The 23,948-nt window shown below is 70.2% G+C and carries 1 protein-coding gene; it reads right to left on the bottom strand.

The window, feature by feature from the left end:
• Positions 1 to 143: 143 nt before the first annotated feature.
• Positions 144 to 23,948 carry an SDR family NAD(P)-dependent oxidoreductase gene (locus tag AB0E24_RS26385; protein WP_359380537.1) on the bottom strand — a complete coding sequence of 7,935 codons (23,805 nt, stop codon included), beginning with the start codon at positions 23,946 to 23,948 and terminating at the stop codon, positions 144 to 146.

The raw sequence follows: 23,948 nt of genomic DNA, 5'->3' as shown, positions 1-23,948 counted from the left end.
ACATGTCCGTCTCGGCGGCCGGCGCCACGGCTGCCCGGGAACTCCCCGGCACCGGCAGCGCCTCGATCTCCTCGGCGGTGGCGGAGGCACCGAGGACGGTGTCGAGCAGTTCTCTCATCGGACCCCTCAGGTCACATGGGGAATCAGATCGTCGGATTGCCGAACTCCCGATCGATGAAGTCGAGGATCTCGCCGGCATCCGCGTTCGCCAGCGCGACAGTGGCCACATCGGCCGAACGGGAGATCTGCTGCCATTTGCCGAGGGCAGCCGACAGCCGGTCCTTCACCAGGGATGCCTGCTTCTCGTCGAAGGTGACGGAGTCGAACATCCCCTCGATCCGGTCGAGTTCGGCCAGCAGAGCCGTGGACGAGACGCGCGGATTCATCAGGTCGTCAAGCCGAGCGGCCAGACTGGCCGGGGTCGGATAGTCGAACACCATCGTGGCCGGCAGCCGCAGCCCCGTGCTCTTCGCCAGGCTGTTGCGCAGCTCGACCGCGGTCAGCGAGTCCAGGCCCAGATCCTTGAACGCGGCGGTCACCGGGATCGTGCCGGCGTCGGCGTGGCCGAGGACCACCGCGGCGGTATCCCGCACCACCTTCATGAGCGCGCCTTCGCGCTCCTCCGGCGCCAGCCCGGCCAGCCACTGAGCCGACGCGTCGGCGGTGGTTCCCCGCCGCGTGGCCCTGCGATGCAACGACCGCAGCAGGGCGGGAACCTCGCCGTCCCGGACCGGGGCCATGGGGGCGGCAAGCAAGACCGGCTCGCCGTGCTGGGTGGCGGTGTCGAACATCCGCATGCCGCGCTCGGCGGTGATGGTCTGCAATCCCCCGCGACGGATCCGGTCCCGGTCGGCGCCGGTCAGATTCGCCGTCAGGCCGGTCGTTTCCTCCCAGAAACCCCACGCCAGCGAGAGCGCGGGCAAACCCTCCGCACGACGTTCTACCGCGAGCGCGTCCAGGAAGGCGTTGGCTGCCGCGTAGTTGCCCTGTCCGGGGCTGCCCATGAGGCCCGCGGCGGAGGAGTACATGACGAACGCCGCCAGATCCCGGTCGCGGGTGAGCTCGTGCAGATGCCAGGCACCGTCCGCCTTGGCCCGCAACACCGTGTCGAGGCGCTGCGGGGTCAGCGATTCCATCACCCCGTCGTCGAGGACTCCCGCGGTGTGGATCACCGCCGTCAGGGATGGCACACCCGCCAGCACCCGCGCCAGCGCCGCACGGTCGGACACGTCGCAGACCGCGGTACCGACCTCGGCGCCCAGCTCGGTCAGCTCGCTGATCAGGGCGTCGTCGGGGACGCTACGCGAGACGAGCAGCAGGCGGCGTGCCTTGTTCTCGGCCACCAGATGCCGGGCGAGAATACCGGCCAGGGCGCCGGAGCCACCGGTGATCAGCACCATGCCGTCGGGGTTCCAAGCGGCCTCCTGCACGGGTTCCGCGCTGAGGCGGATCAGCCGCGGCACCTCGTACCGGCCGCCGTCGACCCGCAGCCACGGCTCGTCCGGTCCGATCGCCACTGGCGAGCTGTCGCCCTCGACCAGGATGAACCGGTCGGGATGCTCCGACTGGGCCGAGCGGACCAGCCCCGACACCGCGGCGGAGGCCAGGTCGGTGCCGGTCCGCACGACCAGGGTGCTGTCGGCGAAGCGCGGCTCGCCGAGCCACCGCTGAATCGCCTCCAGAACCCGGGCTGTCAGCGCACGGGCCCGCACCAGTGGGTCTGCGTCGACGTCGGGCAGCGCGGTGAACACCACCAGCTCGGGGACCGGGCCGTCGTCGGCGAGGTCCTCGAACCGGCCAACCGTCCGGCCGCCCTGCCCGGGAGGTGGGATCTCGTTCCAGGTCAGCGCGAACAGGTCCTCGGCGGTGGCGCCGAGCCCGGCCACCGGCCTGGCCACCACCGAGCCGACAGTGGCCACGGGCCGCCCGGCATCGTCGGTGGCCTGGATGGTCCAGCCGTCGGCCACCGGAGTCACCGCGACCCGCAGCGTCGCCGCGCCGGTCGTATGGAACTGAACCTGACCCCAGGAGAACGGCAGCCGCAGGTCGCCGGACGCGTTCAGGATGTTGGCCTGTAGGGCGGCGTCCAGCAGCGCGGGATGCACCGTAAACCGGGCCGCCTCCAGCGTCTGATCCTCGGCGAGGACGACCTCGGCATAAATGGTCTCCCCGGCACGCCAGGCCGCCCGCAAGCCCTGGAAAGCGGCCCCGTACTCGTAGCCCGCCGCCGCCAGCTCGTCATAGAAGCGGGCCACCTCCACCGGCTCCGCCTGCGCGGGCGGCCACACCTCGAACTCCGGCAGCGAGACGATCGGACCGGACGGGCTGATCGTGGCCGTGACGTGCCGGACCCATGCCTCGGTCTCGTCCGCCTGCGAGTGGACGGTCACCGGCCGATGACCGGCGTCGTCGGCCTCACCGACCGACACCGACAGCTGGACACCGCCGCTCGCGGGAAGCAGCAGCGGAGCCTCGATCACCAGCTCGTCGACGACCGCACAGCCGACCTCGGCCGCGGCCCGGGCCACCATCTCCACGAACCCGGTGCCCGGCAACAGCACCGTCCCCCGCACCGCGTGATCGGCCAGCCAGGCATGCGTGGCCAGCGAGATCCTGCCGGTCAGCACCACACCGTCCGCGCCCGGCAACGCCACGACGGTGTCCAGCAGCGGGTGTCCGTCGCCGGCGGGCCGGTCGGTGCTCGCCGCCCAGTAGCGCTGGTGCTGGAAGGCATAGGTGGGCAGGTCCAGCACCCGCCCGGTGGTGGTCCCCAGGATCGCCGGCCAGTCGATGGGTACGCCCTGTACGTGCAGTTCCGCCAGTGCGGCGACCACGGCGTGTTGCTCGTCGTCGCCGTGCAACGTCGGGATGCCGTCGATCAGCCGCGACAGTGTCCGGTCCGGACCGATCTCCAGGAAGACCGCATCCTCGAACGCGGCGACCTGGTCACCGAAGCGGACGGTGTCACGGACCTGCCGCACCCAATACTCGGGTGTGGTGACCTGCTCACCGGCGGCCATCACGATGCGCGGTTCCTGGTAGGTCAGCTGGGATGCCACTTGCCGGAACTCCTCCAGCATGGGCTCCATCCGCGCCGAGTGGAAGGCGTGGCTGGCCGACAGCCTCGTCCACCTGCCCAGCCCCTCCGCGACCTGCAACACGGCGGATTCGTCGCCGGAGAGCACCACCGAGGCGGGCCCGTTGACCGCGGCGATCTCCACACCATCGACCAGCACCGCCCGCGCCCGCTCCTCCGAAACCGGCACCGCCACCATCGCACCACCGGCCGGCAACGCCTGCATCAGCCGGGCCCGCGCAGACACCAGCGCACACGCGTCCTCCAACGACCACACCCCGGCCACATACCCCGCGGCAACCTCACCAACAGAATGACCGATCACCGCCCGCGGACGCACACCCCACGACTCCAGCAACCCGAACAACGCCACCTGCAACGCAAACAAAGCCGGCTGAACATACCCCGTATCGTCCACATCAAGATCGGGAACATCCAGCAGATCCCACACCTGCCGATGCAACCGCGCGAACAACGGGAAAGCCGCAGCCAACTCCTCACCCATCCCAACCCGCTGCGACCCCTGACCGGAGAAGACGAAAACGATACGCGGATCCGGGATCGCAGTGCCGGTGACGGTCTCCTCGCCCAACAGCACGGCGCGATGCTCGAATACCGACCGGGTCGTCGCCAGTGTTGATGCCACGGCGGGCAGGTCGGTCTCGGGTGTGGCGGTCAGGTAGGCGCGGAGCTGGTCTTCAAGGCCGGTCAGGGCGGGCAAGCTCTTGGCCGAGATCGGCAACGGCACCACACCGGTCGTGACGGTCGGCGCCGGAGTGTCCACGGGTGGGGTGGGCTGGGCGGGTGCGCTTTCGAGGATGACATGCGCATTGGTGCCACTGAAACCGAACGAGGACACCGCCGCCCGGCGGGCCCGGCCCGTCTCCGGCCACGACTGGTTCTCCGTCACCAGCTCGACAGCTCCAGCAGTCCAGTCCACGTGTCGTGACGGTTCCTCGACGTGCAGGGTGCGGGGCACCACGCCGTTCTGGAGGGCCATGACCATCTTGATGACACCGGAGACACCCGCGGCGGCCTGGGTATGGCCGAGGTTCGATTTGAGTGAGCCGAGCAGCACGGGCTGGTCACGGTGCTGGCCGTAGGTGGCGATCACCGCCTGGGCCTCAATCGGGTCGCCGAGTGTGGTGCCGGTGCCGTGGGCCTCGACCACATCCACCTCGGCCGTGGTCAGCCCGGCGCTGGTGAGCGCGGATCGGATCACCCGCTGCTGAGAGGGGCCATTCGGAGCGGTCAGACCGTTGGACGCACCGTCCTGATTCACCGCCGATCCCCGTACCACAGCCAGGATGTTGTGGCCCTTGGCCTGGGCGTCGGACAGCCGCTCGACCAGCAGCACACCGACACCCTCGGACCAACCGGTGCCATCAGCGCTGTCGGCGAACGCCTTGCACCGGCCGTCGTCCGCCAGGTTTTGCTGCTGGGAGAACTCCACGAACATGACCGGCGTGGGCATCACCGTGACACCGCCGACCAGAGCGAGCGAACACTCGCCCTGCCGCAGCGCGTAGGCCGCCTGGTGCAACGCGACCAGCGACGACGAACACGCAGTGTCCACCGTCATGGCAGGGCCTTCAAGACCGAAGAAGTACGACACCCGGCCCGCCAGCACGCTGCCCGCACGCCCGGTCAGCATGAAACCGCCAAGCTCGGCGCCGATGCCGTAGCCGCCGGGGTAGGCACCCATGAACACACCGGTGTCGCTGCCCCGCACCGACCCCGGTTCGATGCCAGCACGCTCGAAGGCTTCCCAGGAGACTTCCATGGCAAGACGTTGCTGCGGGTCCATGGCTACAGCTTCGCGGGGGCTGATGCCGAAGAACGATGCGTCGAAGCCGGCGACGTCGTCCAAGAACCCGCCGTGCAGGGTGGTGGACTTGCCCGGCGCGTCGGGGTCCGGGTCGTACAGGTTGTCCACGTCCCAGCCGCGGTCGGTGGGGAACCCGGTGATGGCGTCGAAGCCGGACTCGACCAGGCGCCACAGGTCCTCCGGCGAAGACACTCCGCCGGGCAGACGGCACGCCATGCCCACGATCGCCAGCGGCTCGTCCGAAGCCGTGGCCCTGCGCACCACAGCGGCCGTCGCGGGTGTCGTCTCGCCTGCGAGCAGTTCGCCGAGCCGTCCGGCCAGCGCGGCCGGTGTCGGGTAGTCGAACACCATGGTGGCGGGTAGTCGCAGGCCGGTGGCCTTGGCCAGGCTGTTGCGCAGCTCGACCGCGATCAGTGAATCGAGGCCGAGTTCCTGGAAGGCGGTTGCTGCGGGAACGGTGTCGGCGTTGGCATGGCCCAGGACCATGGCGGCGCTGTCGCGCACCACCTTCAGGAGCGCTTCCGGTGTCAGGTCGGCCGGACGGCCGTTGGTGGTTGCGGCTCGGCGGGCGACCGGGCGATGCAACGTACGCAGCAGCGCGGGGACTTCGCCCTCCCCTGCCGGGTTCATTGCGGTGGCGACCAGTACCGGTTCGCTGCGGCCGGACGCCTTGTCGAGCAGGCGCATCCCGTGTTCGGCGGTGATGGCCCGCTGGCCGCTGCGGCGGATGCGGCGGTGGTCGGTGCCGGACAAGGACGCGGTCATACCGTCTGCGTCGTCCCACATACCCCATGCCAGGGAGAGCGCGGGCAAGCCGTCAGCGCGACGGTGCTCGGCCAGGGCATCGAGGAACGCGTTGGCCGCCGCGTAGTTGCCCTGGCCCGCAGCACCCATCACACCAGCCGCGGAAGAGTACATGACGAACGCCGCCAAGTCCCGGTCACGGGTGAGCTCGTGCAGATACCAGGCACCGTCCGCCTTGGGCATCAGGACGGTGTCGAGGCGCTGCGGGGTCAGCGATTCCACCACACCGTCGTCCAGAGCGCCTGCCGTGTGGAACACCGCGGTCAGATTGACGCCGTCCAGGACGCGGGCCAGCGCGGCGCGGTCAGAGACATCGCAGGCCGCGACATCGACGTGGGCGCCCAGCTCCCTCAGCTCGTCGATCAGGACCGTGGAGGGGACGCTGCGGGAGACCAGTAGCAGGTGACGCACGCCGCGTTCGGTGACGAGGTGCCGGGCGAGGATGCCGGCCAGGGCGCCGGAGCCACCAGTGATCAGCACCGTGCCGTCCGGGTCCCAGACAGGCTCGGACACGGCGGTGGCGGCGGTGGTGGTGGTTTTGGTCAGCCGGGGTACTTCGTAGTGGCCGTCGGTGATGCGCAGCCAGGGCTCATCGAGCCCGGCGACCGCGGCGAGTTGATCCGGGGTGAGGGTCTCGCCGTCGGATTCGACCAGGATGAATCGGTCGGGATGTTCGGACTGGGCTGAGCGGACCAGGCCGGATACTGCGGCGGAGGCCAGGCCGGTGCCGGTGTGCACGACCAGCGGCCGGTCCTCCCCCGCCAGTGATGCCTGGATGCTGTGCAATACCTGGGCGGTCAGGGTGCGGGTCTGGGCCAGCGGATCGCCGTCGGGCTCGGGCAGAGCGGTGCACACCGCGACGTCGGCGGGATCGCCCGGCCCGGGGGCGGGGATCTCGGTCCACGTCAGGGCGAACAGGTCGTCGGTGTTGGAGCCGAGCGTCTCCGCGGTCACCGGGCGACTCACCAGCGCGCCGATCGTGGCCACCGGCCGACCCGTGCTGTCGGCGGCGTGCACGATCCAGCGGTCGGCCACCGGTGTCACCGCGACGCGCAGTATCGCCGCGCCGGTCGCGTGGAACTCGATCTGGTTCCAGGAGAACGGGAGCCGGAGGTCGTCGGGTGTCTTCAGGACGCTGGTCTGGAGGGCGGCATCCAGCAGGGCGGGGTGCACCAGGAACTGGTCTGCTTCCCGCGCCTCCTCGTCGGCCAGAACGATCTCGGCGTAGATGGTGTCCCCGTCACGCCACGCGGCCCGCAAACCCTGGAACGCCGGACCCCACTGCCAGTCGGCCCTGGCCAACCGCTCGTAGAAGTTCGACACGTCCACTGGCTCGGCCTGCACCGGCGGCCATACCTCGAGCTCCGGCAGCGAGACGGCAGGGCCGGCGGGGCTGATCGTGGCCGTGACCTGCCGGACCCAGACCTCCGCGTCGTCCGCCTGGGCGAACACGGTCACCGGCCGACGCCCGGCGCCGTCTGCCTCACCGACCGACACCGATAGGTGGACACCGCCGTGCTCCGGCAGCAGTAGCGGAGCCTCGATCAGCAACTCGTCGATGACCCCGCAGCCGACCTCAGCCGCGGCCCGGGCCACCATCTCCACAAACCCGGTGCCCGGCAGCAGCACCGTCCCCCGCACCACGTGGTCGGCCAGCCAGGCATGCGTGGCCAGCGAGATCCTGCCGGTCAGCACCACACCGTCCGAGTTCGGCAACGCCATCACCGAACCGAGCAGTGGATGCTCCACCTTCCCCAGCAGCGGATGTCCCTCGTCCGCGTTCGCCATCCAGTAGCGCTCGTGCTGGAAGGCATAGGTGGGCAGGTCCAGCACCCGCCCCGTGGTCGTCCCCAGGATCGCCGGCCAGTCGACCCCGACCCCTTGGACATGCATCACGGCCAGCGCGGCAACCGCAGCGCGCACCTCATCGTCGCCGTCCAACATCGCGATGCCATCGATCAGCCGCGACAGCGTCCGGTCCGGACCGATCTCCAGGAAAACCGCATCCCCGAACGCAGCAACCTGGTCACCGAAGCGGACGGTGTCACGGACCTGCCGCACCCAATACTCGGGCGTCGTGACCTGCTCACCGGCGGCCATCACGATACGCGGTTCCCGATAGGTCAGCTCGGATGCCACCTGACCGAACTCCTCCAGCATGGGCTCCATCCGCACCGAGTGGAACGCATGGCTGGCCGACAGCCTCGTCCACCTCCCCAACCCCTCAGCCACCCGCAACACGGCGGATTCGTCGCCGGAGAGCACGACCGAGGCGGGCCCGTTGACCGCCGCGATCTCCACACCATCGACCAGCACCGCCCGCGCCCGCTCCTCCGAAACCGGCACCGCCACCATCGCACCACCCGCCGGCAACGCCTGCATCAGCCGGGCCCGCGCAGACACCAGCGCACACGCATCCTCCAACGACCACACCCCGGCCACATACCCCGCAGCAACCTCACCAACAGAATGACCGATCACCGCCCGCGGACGCACACCCCACGACTCCAGCAACCCGAACAACGCCACCTGCAACGCAAACAAAGCCGGCTGAACATACCCAGTATCATCCACATCAAGATCCGGAACATCCAGCAGATCCCACACCTGCCGATGCAACCGCGCAAACAACGGGAAAGCCGCAGCCAACTCCTCACCCATCCCAACCCGCTGCGACCCCTGACCGGAGAAGACAAACACAATGCGCGGATCCGGGATCGCGGTGCCGGTGACGGTGTCCTCGCCCAGCAGCACGGCGCGATGCTCGAACACCGACCGGGTCATCGCCAATGTCGACGCCACAGCGGGCAGGTCGGTCTCGGGCGTGGTGGTCAGGTAGGCACGCAGCCGGTCTTCGAGATCGGCCAGGGCGGGCACGGTCCTGGCCGAGATCGGCAACGGCACCACACCAGCCGTAACAGCCGACACCGGAGTGTCCACGGGTGGGACAGGCTGGGCGGGTGCGCTCTCCAGGATGACATGCGCATTGGTGCCACTGACGCCGAAGGCTGAGACCGCTGCCCGGCGCGGTCGGTCGAGTTCAGGCCAGGGCTGGTTCTCGGTGACCAACTCGACAGCGCCGGCCGTCCAGTCGATATGCCGTGACGGCTGGTCCGCGTGCAGGGTGCGGGGCACCACGCCGTTCTGGAGGGCCATGACCATCTTGATGACACCGGAGACACCCGCGGCGGCCTGGGTGTGGCCGAGGTTCGATTTGAGTGAGCCGAGCAGCACGGGCTGGTCGCGATCCTGGCCGTAGGTGGCGATCACCGCCTGGGCCTCGATCGGGTCGCCGAGTGTGGTGCCGGTGCCGTGGGCCTCGACCACATCCACCTCGGCCGTCGTCAGGCCGGCGCTGGTGAGCGCGGATCGGATCACCCGCTGCTGAGAGGGGCCATTCGGAGCGGTCAGACCGTTGGACGCACCGTCCTGATTGACCGCCGATCCCCGTACCACAGCCAGGATGTTGTGCCCCCTGGCCTGAGCGTCGGACAGCCGCTGAACCAGCAACACACCGACACCCTCGGACCAACCGGTGCCATCAGCGCTGTCGGCGAACGCCTTGCACCGGCCGTCGGCGGCCAGGCCGCGCTGGCGGGAGAACTCGATGAAGATCTGCGGGTTGGCTATCACGGTCACTCCGCCGACCAGGGCCAGGGAGCACTCGCCCTGTCGTAGAGCGGATCCCGCTTGGTGCAGGGCGACCAGCGATGAGGAACAGGCGGTGTCGACCGTCATGGCAGGGCCTTCGAGGCCGAAGAAGTACGACAGGCGGCCGGAGAGCACGCTGCCCGCGCCCGCGGTGGCGCCGAAACCGCCGAGGTCGGCGCCGATGCCGTAACCGCCGGGATAGGCACCCATGAACACACCGGTGTCACTGCCCCGCACCGAGCCCGGTTCAATACCCGCGCGTTCGAACGCCTCCCAGGCGGCTTCCAGCACGAGCCGCTGCTGCGGATCCATCGCCCGCGCCTCACGCGGACTGATGCCGAAGAACGATGCGTCGAAGCCGGCGACGTCGTCCAGGAAGCCGCCGTGCACGGTGTAGGTCTTGCCGGGGGTGTCGGGGTCCGGGTCGAACAGGTCGTCCATGTCCCAGCCGCGGTCGGTGGGGAAGTCGGTGATGGCGTCGGTGCCGGACTCGACCAGGCGCCACAGGTCCTCCGGAGACGACACTCCGCCGGGCAGACGGCACGCCATGCCCACGATCGCCAGCGGCTCATCCGAAGCCGTGGCCGTCCGTACGGTGGCGTGCCTCTGGGGTGCCACTCCCGCGAGCAGTTCGCCGAGCCGCCCGGCCAGCACCGTCGGAGTCGGATAGTCGAACACCAACGTGGCAGGCAACCGTAGGCCAGTGGCCTTGGCCAGACTGTTCCGCAACTCGACCGCGATCAGCGAATCCACGCCCAGATCCCTGAACGCGGTCGTTGCGGCGATCGCGTCGGTGTTGGGGTGGCCGAGCATCAGGGCGGCGCTGTCGCGCACGATTTTCAGGAGCGCTTCTGGTGACAGTTCTTGGATCGGCTGGCTCTTTCGTGCTGTTTTGGGATACAGCGAGCGCAGCAGGGCGGGCAGGTCCGTGTCCGGGATTGGGTTCATTGCGGTGGCGACCAGTACCGGTTCGCTGCGGCCGGACGCCTTGTCGAGCAGGCGCATCCCGTGTTCGGCGGTGATGGCCCGCTGACCGCTGCGGCGGATCCGGCGGTGGTCGGTGCCGGACAAGGACGCGGTCATACCGTCTGCGTCGTCCCACATACCCCATGCCAGGGAGAGCGCGGGCAACCCGTCAGCGCGACGGTGCTCGGCCAGGGCATCGAGGAACGCGTTGGCCGCCGCGTAGTTGGCCTGGCCCGCGGCACCCATCACACCGGCCGCGGAGGAGTACATGACGAACGCCGCCAAGTCCCGGTCGCGGGTGAGCTCGTGCAGATGCCAGGCACCGTCCGCCTTGGGCATCAGGACGGTGTCGAGGCGTTGCGGGGTCAGCGATTCCACGACACCGTCATCGAGGGCGCCTGCCGTGTGGAACACCGCGGTTAGATTGACGCCGTCGAGGATTTCGGCCAGTGCGGCGCGGTCGGAGACGTCGCAGGCCGCGGTTTCGATGTGGGCGCCCAGCTCCCTCAGCTCGTCGATCAGGATCGTGGAGGGGGCGCTGCGGGAGACCAGCAGCAGGTGACGCACGCCGCGTTCGGTGACGAGGTGCCGGGCGAGGATGCCGGCCAGGGCGCCGGAGCCACCGGTGATCAGCACCGTGCCGTCCGGGTCCCAAACAGGCTCGGACACGGCGGTGGTGGCGGTGGTGGTGGTTTTGGTCAGCCGGGGTACTTCGTAGTGGCCGCCGGTGATGCGTAGCCAGGGCTCATCGAGCCCGGCGACCGCGGCGAGCTGTGCTTGCGTGAGTGAGTCGTCGGATTCGACCAGGATGAATCGGTCGGGGTGTTCGGACTGGGCCGAGCGGACCAGGCCGGATACGGCGGCGGAGGCCAGGCCGGTGCCGGTGTGCACGACCAGCGGCCGGTCCTCCCCGGTCAGTGATGCCTGGATGCTGTGCAATACCTGGGCGGTCAGAGTGCGGGTCTGGGCCAGCGGATCGCCGTCGGGCTCGGGCAGGGCGGTGCACACCACGATGTCGGCGCCATCGCCCGGCCCGGGGGTGGGGATCTGGGTCCATGTGAGGGTGAGCAGGTCGTCGGCTGGGGTGGTGGGTGTGTGGACGGGGATCGTGGTCGGGGTGGCGGCATGTGCGGTCAGGACGGGTTGTCCGGTCGTATCGGTGGCGGTGATGGTCAGTGTGCCGTCGTCGCCCGGGGTGATGTGGGTGTGGAGTTCGGTGGCGTTGCCGGTGTGCAGGGTCAGGTCGTGCCAGATGGCGGGTGCCTCGTCGCCGGTGAGGGTGAGGGCGGTGGTGATGAGGCCGGGATGCGGGGTGTGTGTGGTGGCGGGTGTGGTGGTGTCCAGGGTCGCGGTGGCCAGGCGGGTCCACGGCTCGGTATCGCGGTAGCGGGCGTGGATGGTGAGCCGGTGCTCGCCGACCCAGGTCTGGAGCTCGGCGGTGCCGTCGTCCGGGATGTACAGCAACGCGTCCACGGACAGTTCACGGATCGGCTGGCCGCCGCCCGCGGCGAAAGCCATTTCCACGAACGCCGCCACGGGCAGCACAGGCCCGTCCTGCCGAGCGACCCTCCCCGTATACAACCTCCCGCCAGCCTCCGCGACCGGCACCCCCCAGCCCAGCAACGGATGCCCTTCCCCACCCACCCGACCAGTACTCACCATCCAGTAACGCTCGTGCTGGAAGGCATACGTGGGCAGATCCAGCACCCGCCCCGTGGTCGTCCCCAGGACCGCCGGCCAGTCGACCCCGACCCCTTGGACATGCATCACGGCCAACGCGGCAACCGCAGCGCGCACCTCATCGTCGCCGTCCAACATCGCAATGCCATCGATCAGCCGCGACAGCGTCCGGTCCGGACCGATCTCCAGGAAAACCGCATCCCCGAACGCAGCAACCTGGTCACCGAAGCGGACGGTGTCACGGACCTGCCGCACCCAATACTCAGGTGTCGTGACCTGCTCACCAGCGGCCATCACGATACGCGGTTCCCGATAGGTCAGCTCGGATGCCACCTGACCGAACTCCTCCAGCATGGGCTCCATCCGCACCGAATGGAACGCATGGCTGGCCGACAGCCTCGTCCACCTCCCCAACCCCTCAGCCACCCGCAGCACAGCGGATTCGTCGCCGGAGAGCACGACCGAGGCGGGCCCGTTGACCGCCGCGATCTCCACACCATCGACCAGCGCCGCCCGTGCCTGCTCCTCCGATACCGGCACCGCGACCATCGCACCACCGGCCGGCAACGCCTGCATCAGCCGGGCCCGCGCAGACACCAGGGTGCACGCGTCTTCCAACGACCAGACCCCGGCCACATACCCCGCGGCAACCTCACCGACGGAATGACCGATCACCGCCTGCGGGCGCACACCCCACGACTCCAGCAATCCGAACAGCGCTACCTGCAACGCGAACAAAGCCGGCTGAACATACCCGGTATCGTCGACATCAAGATCCGGAACATCCAGCAGATCCCACACCTGCCGATGCAACCGCGCGAACAACGGGAAAGCCGCAGCCAACTCCTCACCCATCCCAACCCGCTGCGACCCCTGACCCGAGAAGACAAACACCACCCGCGGATCCGACACCGCGATACCGGTAACGGTCTCCTCCCCCAGCAGCACGGCACGATGCTCGAACACCGACCGGGTCATCGCCAGCGTCGACGCCACAGCAGGCAGATCAGTCTCGGGTGTGCTGGTCAGGTAGGCACGCACCCGATCTTCGAGATCGGCCAGGGCAGGCACGGTCCTGGCCGAGATCGGCAACGGCACCACACCAGCCGTAACAGCCGACACCAGAGTGCCCACGGGTGCGACAGGCTGGGCGGGCGCGCTCTCCAGGATGACATGCGCGTTGGTGCCACTGATGCCGAACGAGGACACCGCTGCCCGGCGGGCCCGGCCCGTCTCCGGCCACGACTGGTTCTCCGTCACCAGCTCGACAGCGCCGGCCGTCCAGTCGATATGCCGGGAGGGCTCGTCGATATGCAGGGTGCGGGGCACCACGCCGTTCTGGAGAGCCATGACCATCTTGATGACACCGGAGACACCCGCGGCAGCCTGGGTATGCCCAAGGTTCGACTTCAGGGAGCCGAGCAGCACGGGCTGATCGCGGTCCTGGCCGTAGGTGGCGATCACCGCCTGGGCCTCGATCGGGTCGCCCAGCGTCGTACCCGTGCCGTGCGCCTCGACCACATCCACCTCGGCACCGGCCAGACCCGCGTTGGCCAGGGCCTGCCGGATCACCCGCTGCTGAGAGGGGCCATTCGGAGCGGTCAGACCGTTGGACGCACCGTCCTGATTCACCGCCGATCCCCGTACCACAGCCAGGATGTTGTGACCCCTGGCCTGAGCATCCGACAACCGCTCGACCAGCAGCACACCGACACCCTCAGAGAAGCCGGTACCATCAGCGCTGTCGGCGAACGCCTTGCACCGGCCATCGGCCGCCAGACCACGCTGGCGGGAGAACTCCACGAACGTCTGCGGCGTGGGCATCACCGTCACCCCGCCGACCAGAGCCAGCGAACACTCACCCTGCCGCAACGCCGAACCCGCCTGATGCAACGCCACCAGCGACGACGAACACGCCGTGTCCACCGTCATCGCAGGGCCTTCAAGACCGAAGAAATACGACACCCGGCCCGCCAGCACACTCACCGCGACCGACGTCATCCCGAAACCACCCAGATCCGTACCCACGCCATAACCGCCCGGGTAGGCACCCATGAACACACCCGTGTCACTGCCCCGCACCGACCCCGGCTCAATACCCGCGCGTTCGAACGCCTCCCAGGAAACTTCCAGCACAAGACGCTGCTGCGGATCCATCGCCTGCGCCTCACGCGGACTGATCCCGAAGAACGACGCATCAAACCCCGCCGCCCCATCCAGGAAACCACCCCGCACCGCGTAACTCTTACCCGCCGCATCCGGATCAGGATCGAACAGATTCTCCACGTCCCAGCCCCGATCGACCGGGAAACCGGAAATCGCATCCCCACCGGACTCGACCAGACGCCACAAATCCTCCGGCGACAACACCCCACCCGGCAGACGACACGCCATACCCACGATCGCCAGCGGCTCATCCGAAGCCGCAGCCCTGCGCACCACAGCGGCCCTCACCGGCGCCGTCCCGCCCGCGAGCAGCTCACCGAGCCGCCCGGCCAGCACCATCGGAGTCGGATAGTCGAACACCAACGTGGCAGGCAACCGCAGACCCGTAGCCTTCGCCAGACTGTTCCGCAACTCAACCGCAGTCAGCGAATCCACACCCAGATCCCTGAACGCCGCCGCCACAGGAACCGCATCGGCATCCACATGACCCAGCACAGCTGCCGCACGACCACAGACCAGTTTCAGCAGCGCTTCGGGCGTCAAGTCGGCCGGGCGGCCGTTGGCTGTTGCGGCTCGGCGGGCCACGGGGCGGTGCAACGTACGTAGCAGCGCGGGGACTTCGCCCTGCCGCGTCAGGTTCAAGGGTGAGGCGAGCAGGACCGGCTCGCCCTGTCGCGTCGCGGTGTCGAACAGCCGCATCCCGTGCTCGGCGGCGATGGCCTCCAGCCCGCCGCGGCGGATCCGGTCGTGGTCGGTTTCGGTGAGGCCAGCGCTCAGGCCGCTGGTGTCCTCCCACAGGCCCCACGCCAAGGAGAGAGCCGGCAAGCCCTCACGACGGCGGTGTGCGGCCAGAGCGTCCAGGAAGGCGTTGGCCGCCGCGTAGTTGCCCTGCCCGGCCGCGCCCATGATGCCGGCGACCGAGGAATACATCACGAACGCGGCCAGGTCGGCGTCGCGGGTGAGCTCGTGCAGATACCAGGCAGCGTCGGCCTTGGGCCGCAGGACCGTGTCGACGCGCTGCGGGGTCAGCGATTCCACTACGCCGTCGTCGAGCGCCGCGGCGGTGTGGAAGACGGCCGTCAGCGGCACCCCGTCCAGCACCTGCTCCAGCGCGGCCCGATCGGACACGTCGCAGGCCGCGGTCTCGACCTGAGCCCCCAACGCGGTCAACTCACTGATCAGAGCCTCGGACGGGGCGCTGCGGGAGACCAGGAGCAGGTGACGCGCGCCGCGCTCGGCGACGAGGTGGCGGGCGAGAATCCCGGCGAGGACACCGGAGCCGCCGGAGATCAGGACCGTGCCGTCCGGATCGAGCTGCTGGGGGATGGTGAGCACGATCTTGCCGATGTGGCGGGCGCGGCTCATCCAGGTGAACGCGTCCCGCGCTTGGCGGATGTCCCAGGCTTGAACCGGCAGGGGGCGCAGGACGCCCTGCTCGAACAGGCCGAGCAGTTCGGCGATGATCTCCCGTACCCGGTCGGGGCCTGCGTCCATGAGGTCGAAGGCGCGGTAGGTGGCGTGCGTGATCTGTTCCGCATCGCGGATGTCGGTCTTGCCCATCTCGATGAACCGGCCGCCTTCGGCCAGCACGTCGAGGGACGCGTCGACGAAGTCGCCGCTGAGGGAGTTCAGGACCACGTCGACGCCGCGGCCCTGGGTGCTGTCGCGGAAGGTCTCGCGGAAGCCGGTGGTGCGGGAGTCGGCGATCCGGTCGTCGCCCAGACCGGCGTCCCGCAGGATGTGCTGCTTGGCGATGCCCGCGGTCCCGTAGATCTCGGCGCCGAGGTGCCGGGCGATCTGGGTGGCGGCCATGCCCACGCCGCCGGTCGCGGCGTGGATCAGCACCGATTCGCCCGCTCGCAGCCCGGCCAGGTCGACCAGACCGTAGTAGGCGGTGGCGAACACGACCGGAATGGATGCCGCCGTGGTGAACGACCAGCCGTCGGGGATCACGGCCAGGAGGCGGCGATCGGCGATCGCGACCGAGCCGAATCCGCCGTCGAGGATGCCGAACACCCGGTCGCCCGGGCTCAGATCCTCCACGCCGGGGCCGGTCTCGAGGACGACGCCCGCTGCTTCGCCGCCGGCCGGGCGGGGGTCGGTGACCATGCCGAGGGCCACGACCACGTCGCGGAAGTTCAGACCGCCGGCGCGTACGCCGACCCGAACCTCACCCCGCCGCAGCGGCCGTTCGGCGGTGTCGGTGGGGATCACGCGGAGATCCCGCAACGTACCGCTGCCGGGCAGTTCGAGCAGCCACGCGCGGTCCTCGGGAACCGTCAGCGACGCATCCTCGCGGGCTAGGCGTGGCACCTCGTAGTGGCCGCCGTCGATCCGGATCCGGGGTTCGTCCAACCCGGCGGTTCCGGCCAGCTGTTCCGGGGTGAGCGCGTCGTCGCTTTCCACCAGGATCAACCGGCCGGGATGTTCCGACTGGGCCGAGCGCACCAGACCGGATACCGCGGCCGAGGCCAGGTCGGTGCCGGTGCGCACGACCAGGGGGCGGTCCTCGCCGGCCAGCCATTGCTGGACGGTCTGCAACACCTGGGCGGTAAGCGCACGGGTCTGCGTCAGCGGATCGCCGCCGACCTCGGGCAACGCGGTGAAGACTCCGACGTCGGAGGGATCGCCGGGTTCGGGGGCGGTGATCTCGGTCCAGACCACGGCGAACAGGTCGTCGGTAGTGGAGCCGAGCATGTCGGTGGTCACCGGCCGGGTCACCAGCGACCCGATGGTGGCCACGGGGCGGCCGTTGTCGGCGGCGGCGCGCACGCTCCAGCCGTCGGCCAGCGGCGTCACCGCGACCCTCAGCGTCGTCGCGCCTGTCGAGTGGACCTGGATCCCATTCCAGGAGAACGGCAGTCGTACTCCCTGCCCGGTCCCCGCGGTGTTGACCATGCTGGCTTGCAGAGCCGCGTCCAGCAGGGCGGGGTGGACCGCGTACCGGTCCACCTCGTGTGCCTGCTCCTCGGCCAGGACGACCTCGGCGTAGACGGTGTCGCCGTCACGCCACGCGGCCCGCAGGCCCTGGAACGCCGGCCCGTACTCGTAATCAGCCGCGGCCAACTCGTCGTAGAAGCCGGTGACGTCGACCGGCTCGACCTGCGCGGGCGGCCAGGCGACAGGATCCGGCAGCGACGCGGCGCGGCCGATGGTGGCGGTGACGTGCCGGGTCCACGCGTCGGTGCCGTCCGCCTGGGAGAACACGGTCACCGGTCGGCGGCCGGACTCGTCGGCCTCCCCGACCGTCGCCGACAGCTGGACAGCGCCGGTCTGCGGCAGCGGCAGCGGAGCTTCGATCACCAGCTCGTCGATGACCGGACAGTCCACCTCGGTGGCCGCGCGGGTCACGAGCTCCACGAACGCGGTGCCGGGTAGCAGCGCGGTGCCCCGGACCGCGTGGTCGGCCAGCCAGGCGTGCGTGGCCAACGAGACCCGGCCGGTCAGCGCCACGCCGCCGGACGCCGGCAACGGCACGACCGTCTCCACCATCGGGTGCCCGGCGTCGGACGGCCGGTCGGCGCTGACGGCCCAGTACCGCTGATGCTCGAAGGCATAGGTCGGAAGGTCCAGCACCCGGGTGGTGCTGCCGAAGACTCGGGGCCAGTCGACGATGACGCCATGGGCGTGGGCCTCGGCCAGAGCGGTGAGCATCCGGTCCGGGGTGCCGTCGTCGCGGCGCAGGGTGGCGACGGTGACCGCGTCGTTCATGGCCGGCAGCAGCACCGGGCTGGCGCTCATCTCCAGGAACACGTTCTCGCCGCGGGCCTGGAGCAGGTCGACGGCCGGGCCGAAGCCGACGGGTTCGCGGAGGTTCCGCCACCAGTAGGCGGGGTCCAGGGGTGCTTCGATCCATATGCCGTCGGCGGTGGACAACCACGGCACCACCGGCGTGCGGGACGGGATGCTCGCGCTGATGCCGAGCAGTTCGGTGCGGATCTTCTCGCCGAGCGGTGAATGCGAGGCGACGGCCGCGGTGATCCTCCGTACCCGAGCCCCTCGCTCCTCGCAGGCGGCGACAACAGCCTCGACGGCCTCCGGCGTGCCGGAGATGACCGTGGAGGACGGGCCGTTGCGGGCACCGATCCACACCCCGTCGACCAGGGGGATGTCGTCGGCGGGCAGAGCGACGGCCGCCATCACCCCGTGACCGACCATCTCGCGAGCGAGCAGTTGACTGCGCAACGCCACGATCCGGGCGGCATCGCGCAGCGACAACGCCCCGGCCACACATGCCGCCGCGATCTCGCCCTGCGAATGGCCGATCACCGCGTCCGGGCGGACCCCGGCGGCCTGCCACACCGCGGCCAGCGACATCATGACCGCCCAGCAGGCCGGTTGGAGCACGTCGATGCGGTCGATCACAGCGGGGTCGTCGAGCATGGTGAACAGATCCCAGTCGACGAACTCGCTCAGTGCCGCCGCGCACTCGGCCATCCGCGCGGCGAACACCGGCGACGACTCGCGCAGCGCCCTGCCCATGCCGAGCTGCTGCCAGCCCTGGCCGGGAAACACGAACACCACTCGCGGGTCGGCGCCCGCCACGGTGCCCGTGATCGTGTTCTCGCCCAGCAGCACGGCACGGTGCTCGAACACCGACCGGGCGGTCGCCAGCGTCGACGCCACCGCCCGCGGGTCGGCCCCGGGGGCGGCGGCCAGGTAGGCACGCAGCCGGTTCTCCATCTCGGCCAGGGCCGCCGGGGTCTTCGCCGAGATCACCAGCGGCACCCGGTCGGACGCGACGACCGGCGCCACGGCCTCCGGCGGCGAGACGGGCTGCTCGGGTGCGCTCTCGAGGATGACGTGCGCGTTGGTGCCGCTGATCCCGAACGAGGACACACCGGCCCGACGCACCCGGCCGGTCTCCGGCCACGGCCGGTTCTCGGTCACCAGTTCCACCGCACCGGCGGTCCAGTCCACGTGCCGCGACGGCGCATCCACGTGCAAGGTGGCCGGTACGGTGTCGTGTTGCAGCGCCATGACCATCTTGATGACACCGGAGACACCCGCTGCGGCCTGCGTGTGACCGACGTTGGACTTGAGCGAACCGAGCAGCAGCGGCTGCTCACGGTCCTGGCCGTAGGTCGCGATCACGGCCTGGGCCTCGATCGGGTCGCCCAGCGTCGTACCCGTGCCGTGCGCCTCGACCACATCGACCTCGTGCGGCGCCAGACCGGCGTTGGCGAGCGCCTGCCGGATCACGCGCTGCTGGGACGGCCCGTTCGGCGCGGACAGGCCGTTGGAGGCCCCGTCCTGATTGACCGCCGAGCCACGGATGACGCCCCAGATCTGGTGGCCCTTGGCCCGGGCGTCTGACAGCCGCTCGACCACCAGCACACCGACGCCCTCGGCCCAGCCCGCGCCGTCCGCAGCGTCGGCGAAGGCTTTGCTTCGTCCGTCGAGGGCCAGGCCACGCTGGCGGGAGAACTCCACGAACGTCTGCGGGGTGGCCAGCACGGTCACGCCACCGACCAGGGCCAGCGAGCACTCACCCTGCCGCAGCGCGGAACTCGCCTGATGCAACGCCACCAGCGACGACGAGCACGCCGTGTCCACCGTGATAGCGGGGCCTTCGAGGCCGAAGAAGTACGACACCCGGCCCGACAACACGCTCACCGCGTCGCCGGTCATGCCGAACTCCTCGAGGCCGGCGTTGTACCCGCTCGGGAAGGCCCCCATGAAGACGCCCGTGTCGCTGCCGCGGACGGAGCGAGGCGGAATGCCGGCATGTTCGAACGCCTCCCAGGAGACCTCGAGCATGAGGCGCTGCTGGGGATCCATCGCCAGGGCTTCCCGCGGGCTGATGCCGAAGAACGACGCGTCGAATCCGGCGACCCCGTCCAGGAAGCCGCCGAGCACGGTGTACGTCTTGCCCGGCGCGTCCGGATCCGGGTCGTACAGGTTGTCCACGTCCCAGCCGCGGTCGGCGGGGAACTCGGAGATCGCGTCCGTGCCCGCCGCGACCAGACGCCACAGATCATCCGGCGACGACACGCCACCCGGCAGGCGGCAGGCCATGCCCACGATGGCCAGCGGCTCGTCCTGGGCCACCGCCCGCGCCGCCGTACGCGCCGGGGCCGGGTTCTCCCCCGCGAGCAGCTCCCGCATCCGGCCGGTCAGCACGGCCGGGGTCGGGTAGTCGAACACCATCGTGGTCGGCAACGGCAGCCCAGTGGCCTTCGCCAGGCTGTTGCGCAGCCCGACCGCGGTGAGGGAGTCGATGCCCATCTCACGGAAGGTCCGGTCGGGGGCGTAGCGGTCGGCCGTGGGCAGGCTCAGGATGTCCACGACGTTTGCCCGGATCAGATCGAGCAGCGCCTCTTCCCGATCGGCCCCCGCGGCCTCGAACCGGTGCGGCCATGCCGGCTGCCCGGTTTCCTCGGGCTCGGCACGGATCAGGTTCCGGAGGAGGGGCGGGAGCGCGTTGGCCGCGGTCAGGGCCCGCAGACCGGCGGTGTTCACGCGCGCGACGATCTGAGCCTGCTCGGCGGAGGCCAACGCGCGGCCCAGCAGGTGTTCGTCGGCCACGACCGGGTCGGCTTCCGGGATGCCCCAGGCGATGGTCCGGACCGGCAGGCCGTGGGCCCGGCGGCTGCGGGCGAACGCCTCGACGGCGGCGGGCGCGTCCTGGCTGAAGACGACGAAGTCGGTGAGGTCGAGGCTCTCGGTGAGATCGTGCAGCCGGCGGATCTCGTCGGTGACCGCGGCCCCACCGGTGTGGATCACCGCCGTCAGCGGGTGATCAGGCGACAGGTCGGCCAGCACGCGCTCCAGCGCGTCATGATCCGACACATCGCACACCACGGCGTCCGGCGCCGCGTCCGCGACGCCTCGGTCCAGCAGCAGATGTCGTACGCCCAGGTGCCGGGCGGCGATCCGGGCCAGTGCCTCGGAGTCGCCGGCGATCAGCACCGTGCCGCCGGGGTCGATCCGCTGGGGCATGGTGAGCACCATCTTGCCGGTGTGGCGCCCGCCGCTCATCCAGCTGAACGCCTCACGGGCGTGGCGGATGTCCCAGGTGTGCACCGGCGACGGCCGTAAGACCCCCTGCTCGAACAGGGCGAGCAGCTCGGCGATGATCTCTCGCAGGCGGTCCGGTCCGGCGTTCATCCGGGTGAAGGAGTGATAGGTGGTGCCGGGTCGCTCGGCCGCGATCTCGCCGGCGTCGCGGATGTCGGTCTGGCCCAGCTCGAGGAACCGGCCGCCGTCCGCCAGCAAGTCGAGCGAGGCGTCGACGAAGTCGCCCTTGAGGGAATTGAGAACCACGTCGACGCCGCGGCCCTGGGTGCTGCCGCGGAACGCCTCCCGAAAGTCCGTGGTGCGCGAGTCGGCGATCCGGTCGTCGCCCAGACCGGCGTCCCGCAGGATGTGCTGCTTGCCGACGCCGGCGGTCGCGTAGACCTGTGCGCCGAGGTGCCGGGCGATCTGGGTGGCGGCCATACCCACGCCGCCGGTGGCCGCGTGGATCAGCACCGATTCGCCCGCCCGCAGCCCGGCCAGGTCCACCAGCCCGTAGTAGGCGATGACGAACACTTCCGGCACCGAGGCCGCCGTGGCGAACGACCAGCCCTCGGGGATCACGGCCAGCATGCGCCGATCGGCGATCGTGATCGACCCGTGCCCGCCTTCGAGGAGGCCGAATACCCGGTCGCCCGGCCGCAAATCCCGTACGTCGGAGCCGGTCTCGAGGACGACACCGGCGCCCTCGGCGCCGAACACGCCGTCGCCGAGATCGGTGCCCAGTGCGACCAGCACGTCGCGGAAGTTCAGGCCCGCGGCACGCACCTCGATCCGTACCTCGCCGGGCCGCAAAGGACGCACATCGGTGTCGGCGGCGACCAATGCCAGCTCCTGAAGGACGCCGCTGCGGTCGGGCTCGAGCACCCACGCGCGCTCGCCGGGAATGGTGAGGGCCGGGGACTTCTCACGGGCCAGTCGCGCGACGAGCGGTGTGTCGTCGCGTACCACGATCTGCGGTTCTCCGAGCGAGGCGAGAGCGGACAGTCGCGCGTCGTCGACGTCCGCGCCGTCGAGGTCGATGAGGACGGGGCCGCCCGGCCCGGTCTGCTCCCCGCGGAGCGCGTCCCAGGTCGCTGCCTGCTCCTGGTCGGGGAGGTCGGCGGGCCCGGTGGCCACCGCACGGCGAGTCACGTGTACGGCCACAGGGTCGCCCGTGCCGACCGGGGGCGTCTCGGCGGGCACCCATTCCAGCCGGTACAGGGACCCGTTTCCGCTCGCGGCGGAGAGCAGCTCCGCCGGCGCTTCGGTGAGGGCGGCCCGCTTCACCTTGCCGGACAGGGTTCTCGGAATGGCGTCGACCCGGTAGATCTCCTCGGGCACCTTGAAGTACGACAGCTTCTCCCGGCACGCCGCGAGCACCGCCTCGGCGTCCACGCCGTCCGCGTCCGGCACGAGGTACAGGGCGGGGATCTCCCCCAGGACGGGATGCTGCTTCCCGGCCGCGGCGGCGTCCCGCACCCCGGGCAGCTCGAGGGCGACGGCCTCGATGTCGCGCGGGTGGACGTTCTCGCCACCGCGGATGATGAGTTCCTTGACCCGGCCGGTGATGGTGATGTGTCCCGTCTCGCTTCGGCGGGCCAGGTCACCGGTGCGGTACCACCCGTCGGAGAGCACCTCACGGGTGGCGTCGGGACGCCCGTGATAGCCGATCATCAGGCTCGGTCCGCTCGCCCACAGCTCGCCCTCCTCGCCCTCCGCGACCTCGGCGCCGGTGTGCGGATCGACGAACCGCAGAGCGATCCCCGGCACGGCCTGGCCGCAGGAGCCGGGCATTCGCGGACCGCTGAGCCGGTTCACCGTCAGGGAACCGGTGGTCTCGGTGCAGCCGTAGGTGTCCAGCAGCGGCACCCCGAAGACCCGCTCGAAACCCTCGATCAGTGCGGGCGGCGAGACGGCGCCGGCGACCAGGCCCATCTTCAGCGAGGGCAGCCGCGGTCCGGCCTCGCCGACAGCGCCGAGCAGGTAGTGGTACATCGTCGGCACGCCCACGAGCACGGTGCACGCATGCTCCTCGAGCTCGTGCAGCACCTCACCCGCCACGAAACCGCTCATGATCCGTGCGGTCGCGCCGACGGCGGTGGTGGCCAGCAGGCAGAGGTGGTGCGCGAGGCTGTGGAACAGCGGTGCCGGCCAGAGCAGGACGTCGTTCTCGGTCAGTTCCCAGGCGGGCACGTCGCAATTGGCCGCGGACCACAGGCCGCTGCCCTGGGTCGACACGACGCCCTTCGGGGTGCCCGTGGTCCCCGAGGTGTAGAGCATCCACGCCGCCTCGTCGAGGCCCAGATCGTCTCGGGCCGGCGTAGGCGGCTCGGCGGTGGCCAGTTCCGCGAACGACCGCGTCCCCGCCGGGAGCGGTCCCTCGTCCACCAGGACGACGGTCACCGCGGGAGCGGCACGCCGCACGTCGTCCAGGTGGGCGGAGTCGGTGATGACCAGCACGGCGCCGCTGTCCGCCAGGAAATGCGCGACCTCGGCCCCGGTCGCATCCGGATTGAGGGGTACGGCGATCGCACCGGCCCGGGCGATCGCCAGGTAACTCTCGATGGTCTCGACACGGTTGCCCAGCAGAATGGCGACCCGGTCCCCGCGCTCCACGGCGAGGTCCACCAGGTGCCCGGCGATCCGCCCGGTCCGGGTCCGCAGTTCGGCGTGGGTGAGCTCGCGCCGCGAATCCACGTAGGCAATTTTGTCCCCGAGGCGTTCGGCATTCACGCGAAGCAAATCATGAATCGGTTGAATAAATTCCTCGCGAGACAT

The sequence above is a fragment of the Streptomyces malaysiensis subsp. malaysiensis genome (assembly GCF_040653035.1).
Taxonomy (GTDB): domain Bacteria; phylum Actinomycetota; class Actinomycetes; order Streptomycetales; family Streptomycetaceae; genus Streptomyces; species Streptomyces malaysiensis.
This window is presented reverse-complemented; position numbering and strand designations above follow the sequence as displayed.

Bases quoted from the DNA above. Each gene is read 5' to 3' on its own strand.
- AB0E24_RS26385 (WP_359380537.1), bottom strand. From the start codon at position 23,948: ATGTCTCGCGAGGAATTTATTCAACCGATTCATGATTTGCTTCGCGTG.